At 38.7% G+C, this 5,163-nt stretch carries 6 protein-coding genes; 4 read left to right on the top strand and 2 right to left on the bottom strand.

Going from position 1 to position 5,163, the window contains the following annotated elements; translation table 11 throughout:
* Positions 1-218 precede the first annotated feature (218 nt).
* Together SGJ10_02540 and pyrF are read left to right on the top strand one after the other, a co-directional pair.
* A complete protein-coding gene (locus SGJ10_02540; GenBank protein ID MDZ4757004.1) occupies positions 219-1,175 on the top strand; it encodes an NAD-dependent epimerase/dehydratase family protein in 957 nt (318 codons plus the stop codon).
* 15 nt (positions 1,176-1,190) lie between these two features.
* Positions 1,191-1,991: an orotidine-5'-phosphate decarboxylase gene (gene pyrF, locus SGJ10_02535; protein ID MDZ4757003.1), complete on the top strand. Its 801-nt coding sequence runs from the start codon at positions 1,191-1,193 to the stop codon at positions 1,989-1,991.
* 101 nt (positions 1,992-2,092) lie between these two features.
* On the opposite strand, the gene SGJ10_02530 is transcribed toward pyrF, so the two are convergent.
* Together SGJ10_02530 and SGJ10_02525 are read right to left on the bottom strand one after the other, a co-directional pair.
* Positions 2,093-2,464: a response regulator gene (locus SGJ10_02530; protein MDZ4757002.1), complete on the bottom strand. Its 372-nt coding sequence runs from the start codon at positions 2,462-2,464 to the stop codon at positions 2,093-2,095.
* Positions 2,465-2,580: 116 nt separating this feature from the next.
* The gene (locus SGJ10_02525; protein MDZ4757001.1) at positions 2,581-2,970 is read right to left on the bottom strand and encodes a hypothetical protein; all 390 of its coding nucleotides are present in this window, start codon (positions 2,968-2,970) and stop codon (positions 2,581-2,583) included.
* Between the two features lie 53 nt (positions 2,971-3,023).
* On the opposite strand from SGJ10_02525, the gene gcvT reads away from it, so the two are divergent.
* Both gcvT and SGJ10_02515 read left to right on the top strand, forming a co-directional pair.
* Positions 3,024-4,112, top strand: a complete 1,089-nt coding sequence (gene gcvT / locus SGJ10_02520; GenBank protein MDZ4757000.1) for a glycine cleavage system aminomethyltransferase GcvT — start codon at positions 3,024-3,026, stop codon at positions 4,110-4,112.
* 54 nt (positions 4,113-4,166) lie between these two features.
* Positions 4,167-4,871, top strand: a complete 705-nt coding sequence (locus SGJ10_02515; GenBank protein MDZ4756999.1) for a 2-phosphosulfolactate phosphatase — start codon at positions 4,167-4,169, stop codon at positions 4,869-4,871.
* Positions 4,872-5,163 lie beyond the last annotated feature (292 nt).

The raw sequence follows: 5,163 nt of genomic DNA, 5'->3' as shown, positions 1-5,163 counted from the left end.
GTTAAAACCGGAATTGTTAGTTAAGTAGTAAATAATGGCAAAAAAAATCGGCTGAAACGGTTGATTTTACTTGAAAGTATGGTTTAACTTCCGATATAAAGAATACAGCTGCTCAAGCATAGTTCTCCAGGAGGCTCGCAATGACGAAAAACATCTTAGAAATCTTCTTATTTTTTAACTATATATTATGGCGAAATCACTTATTTTTGCACCAAAATATGGCAACTGAAAAAATATTAGTAGTAGGCTCTAATGGGCAAATAGGTACCGAACTCGTAGCAAAATTAAGAAACATTTTCGGAGGATCAAATGTAATCGCATCCGACTTAAGAGAACCAGTGCTGCATGGTTCCGATGGACCCTTTGAAATATTAGATATATTGGACAAAGCAAAATTTGCAGAGGTTGTAAAAAAGCATGGTGTAACACAAGTGTATCTTTTGGCAGCATTGCTATCAGCGAGTGCAGAGAAGGATCACCATTTTGCGTGGAAGCTCAATATGGAGAGTTTGTATACAGTGCTCGATGCAGCAATTGAATTCAAATTCAACAAAGTGTTTTGGCCCAGTAGTATCGCAGTTTTTGGCCCTACCACGCCCAGAGATATGACCCCACAATATACCATTATGGAACCCAATACTATATATGGTATTACCAAGCAAGTGGGTGAAAGATTATGCGAATACTATTATAATAAATTCAAAGTGGATGTTCGCAGCATTCGTTATCCTGGCTTGATTGGTTGGAAGTCGGCACCAGGCGGTGGTACTACAGATTATGCGGTACATATATATCATGCCGCACTTAAAGAAAAACATTATACTTGTTTCCTTTCAGCAGATACAAAACTGCCGATGTTATATATGCCTGATGCTTTAAGAGCAACTATTAGTTTGATGGAAGCACCTGCAGAGAAAGTAAAAATACGTGGTAGTTATAATGTAGCCGGGATTAGTTTTTCGCCCAAAGAAATTGCAGAAAATATACAAAAACATATACCCGATTTTAAAATGGATTATGTGGCAAGCGACCCTCGCCAAGCCATTGCCGATTCATGGCCCCGTAGCATTAACGATAGCGAAGCCCGAAACGATTGGGGTTGGAGCCATCTGTACGATTTGGACGCAATGACAAAAGATATGCTCGAAAATTTGCAAGAAGCAGTAACACGATAATTTATATAGCATACATTGAACCACGCAGAACTCGTTTCAAAAATCAAGCAACACAAGAATTGTCTTTGTGTGGGACTTGATACCGATATCGAAAAACTGCCCATCCATTTGCGGGGCGATATAGAAAGTATTATAGTTTTTAACAAGCAGATAATCGATGCTACTTTACCACATTGTGTTGCTTACAAAATTAATACGGCTTTTTATGAAAGTTTGGGCTGGCGTGGTTGGCAAATATTGGAAGAAACCTTCAACTATATTCCATCAACCCATTTAAAAATTGCTGATGCCAAACGTGCTGATATTGGCAATACGTCACAACAATATGCCAAAGCTTTTTTTGAAGTGATGCAAGCCGATGCGGTAACGGTTTCACCCTATATGGGCTTGGATTGTTTGGAGCCTTTTTTTGCCTATAAAAATAAGTTCACCATTGTATTGGGATTAACCTCAAACGAGGGGAGCAATGATTTTGAAAACCTAGATACCAACAATGGAAAACTATATTCAGCAGTAATCCAAAAAACTGCTGCAAAGTTTGGAGCGGACCAAGCCATGTTTGTGGTAGGTGCAACCAAAGCTACACAAATGAAAGAAATAAGACAACTTATTCCGAATCATTTTTTACTAGTTCCAGGAGTGGGAACACAGGGTGGTTCATTAGCTGAAACCATTGCCAATGGCCGCAATGCAGACACAGGATTGCTGATTAATGCGTCACGAAGTATTATATTTGCAAGTAGCGGAAATGATTTTGCCGAAAAAGCTGCAGAAGAAGCCGCAAATGTAGCAGCGGAAATGAAACTGTTATTATAATAATAATATATTGACAAAAAATAGTGGTTGGTGACCCCGAATGCTTTAGGGGACGACCACGGGCGTTTGGATTTATCTTAATTCCTTAATGTTTCATTTTCTTAATCCTCCAAAAGTCTTCCTATCTCCTCGAACGAAGAAGTATCCTTAATGATATAATAGTTTGCACCTTTCATAATACATTCTGAGGCAATACCATATTTTTCTTGTGATGATAATATAATCACTTGAAGGTTGCTATTTATTTTTTTGATACGTTCTAATATCTGCATTCCATTCATAGCAGTGCTCTCAAACGAATTAAGATTATAATCCAAAATTACAAAATCGGGGTTATCGTATATCTGTTTGATACATTCTTCGCCTGTACCGAAAATAGTGATATCATATAGTGCTTTTTCCTCCAAATAATCGGATAGCATGATAGAGAACATGGGATCATCGTCCACTATAAAAATTTTCTTTTTTGACATCTGAACTATTTTATATTTTACAATTATTATTTAATATTTTTTGTAAGCCTGTGTTTTTCGAAGACCGTCTTCGATTAACTTGGACTGACAATTGTCACCCTGAGTTAATCGAAGGGTTATAATTCCGGTAACTCTATCTTATCAGGTACAACAAACGATTGTGGGAAATCGTTCAGAAGCAACTTATATATAGTTACGCAATCAATTCGTTTGGTATAATTTCCTACCCTCACCTTGTAGTTTGGAGCCTGAAAGGTGATGTACACGTCCATATCGGGATATTTTTCGAGCAGGGCAGTTTTGGAGTCGTTGGCTTTTTTACGGTCGGTTGTTTGCATCAATTGCACACGGTATCCTGATATAGAATTCGTCTCCTTGTTTTTGGCTATTTGAGCCTCCATCAATGAGTCTACACGCACTGGGGCATTTACCAATATCTTTTGGGCAGCGGCTTTTAAGTACAACATTTGCACTAAAAGTATTATAATAACTGTTTTAAAATTCATGCCCAAAAAAGTTTAACCAGATGGTATTATCTTCGCACCGCAATTTTACAACAATGGAACAACATCTCAAAACAACTTCTTTAACAAATTTGCATATTTCTCTCGGTGCCAAAATGGTTCCCTTTGCAGGTTATAATATGCCCGTTCAATACAACAACCTTATACAGGAGCATCATGCAGTGCGTAACAGCCTGGGTATCTTCGATGTGAGCCACATGGGCGAGTTCAGGTTGAAAGGAGAAAAAGCCCTAGATTTGATACAAGCCGTCACGAGCAATGATGCTTCTAAATTGGAAGATGGCAAGGTACAATACAGTTGTTTGCCCAATGACCAAGGTGGAATCGTGGATGACCTTTTGGTTTATCGCTGGAAAGCTGATGAATATTATTTGGTCGTAAATGCCTCGAATATTGAAAAGGACTGGAATTGGATTTCCAAGCATAATACATTTGGCGTTGAGATGATCAATATGAGTGATGATATGTCACTACTAGCGGTGCAAGGGCCCAATGCAATTAAGGCATTGCAAAAATTGACAGATATAAATTTGTCATCGCTCGAATATTATAGTTTCACGATGGGAAAAATGGCTGGACTTAGTGATGTGATTATTTCTAATACAGGTTATACTGGTGCTGGCGGATTCGAATTATATGTAATGAATAAAGATGCCGAAGCCATGTGGAATGCAGTGATGGAAGCAGGTAAGGAATACGATATTATACCTTGCGGACTTGGCTGCCGCGATACTTTGCGTATGGAAAAAGGATTTTGTTTGTATGGTCACGATATTAATGATACCACTTCTCCTATTGAAGCAGGTTTGGGTTGGATTACCAAGTTCACCAAAGAGTTTACCAATTCTGCCTTCCATAAAGCAATTAAGGAAAACGGACCCAAGAAAAAATTAGTAGGTTTTGAAATGATTGACCGTGGTATTCCGCGTCAACATTATACCATATCAGATGCCAATGGCACGGTGATGGGCGAAGTAACTTCGGGTACACAATCGCCTTCGCTTAATAAAGCTATCGGACTGGGTTATGTAGCTACCGAACATGCAAAAGCAGGTACCGAAATATATATCAATATCCGCGACAAAGCCCTGAAAGCTGTTGTTTGCAAAATCCCTTTTTTATAAAATAAAATCTTGTCATGCTGAGCGTAGTCGAAGCACGACAAGATTTTAGGCTCTATGCCCCAAATAGAAACAGTATATAGCCCCTCGCTCGTTGAGCATTATTCGCTCGGCGGCAAAACTGTAGTGGTGGTTGATATTTTGCGTGCAACTACCAGCATGTGTGTTGCATTTGCACATGGAGTTCAACATATAATTCCACTGGTAAGTATATATGAAACTTTTTTATATAAACCACAAAACTATATAACTGCGGGCGAGCGTAACGGCCAAAAAGTGGAAGGTTTTGAAAAGGGAAATTCCCCGTTCGATTTTATGGGCGATGATATAAAAGACAAACCCTTAGCAATTACTACAACCAATGGTACACAAGCGATACATGCCTCATTGGCTGCAGCTAATATATATATTGGTGCGTTTGTAAATCTGCAGACTGTAGCAGATAAATTAGTAGCAGAAGCACAAGATACTATTATACTTTGTGCAGGGTGGAAAAATAAATTTAATTTGGAAGACACACTGTTTGCAGGGGCTTTGGCAGGACTATTATATAAAAATGGTTTTGAAATGAATGATGATGCCAGCATTGCTGCCCACGTATTATATAATACTGCACAAAGCGATCTCACTTCCTTCATCAAAAAGTCAGCACATGCACAAAGGTTTGAAAGAATGGGCATAGACCGTGATATTGATTTCTGTATGCAGCTTGATATATATAATTTCGTGCCGAGGTTTGTGGACGGGAAAATAGTAGTGTAGAAAGCCTAACGTCATTATGCACTACGTTATTCTGTCCACGATAGGTATCGGGATTGTTTCAGCATCTCATCTATCGGAGACGACTAACCAATGGAACTCCAAAGTTTCGCTCTGCTTAAACTTGAGAGGGCTGAGCCGATATCAAACCAGCATTTGCAAGGGTGCGGTCGTACTGCATGGTGGGGAAAAATTTTATTAGACCTCTTTCATAATTCAAATAAGAAAAGCCAAATTATAACGGACACTTTATTTTATTGTAGTATCGCTCGCCGCGAACTCCGATAACTATCGG

Source organism: Bacteroidota bacterium, from assembly GCA_034439655.1.
In the GTDB taxonomy this organism is placed as follows: Bacteria; Bacteroidota; Bacteroidia; order UKL13-3; family UKL13-3; genus CANJUD01.
The sequence above is the reverse complement of the archived record's forward strand: the minus strand, read 5'-3'. Positions and strand labels throughout refer to the sequence as shown.

What these genes read in the sequence shown, in the direction of transcription:
- SGJ10_02515 (MDZ4756999.1), top strand. Translation starts at nt 4,167, where the DNA reads ATGCCCCAAATAGAAACAGTATATAGCCCCTCGCTCGTTGAGCATTAT.
- SGJ10_02540 (MDZ4757004.1), top strand. Translation starts at nt 219, where the DNA reads ATGGCAACTGAAAAAATATTAGTAGTAGGCTCTAATGGGCAAATAGGT.
- SGJ10_02525 (MDZ4757001.1), bottom strand. Translation starts at nt 2,970, where the DNA reads ATGAATTTTAAAACAGTTATTATAATACTTTTAGTGCAAATGTTGTAC.
- gcvT (MDZ4757000.1), top strand. Translation starts at nt 3,024, where the DNA reads ATGGAACAACATCTCAAAACAACTTCTTTAACAAATTTGCATATTTCT.
- SGJ10_02530 (MDZ4757002.1), bottom strand. Translation starts at nt 2,464, where the DNA reads ATGTCAAAAAAGAAAATTTTTATAGTGGACGATGATCCCATGTTCTCT.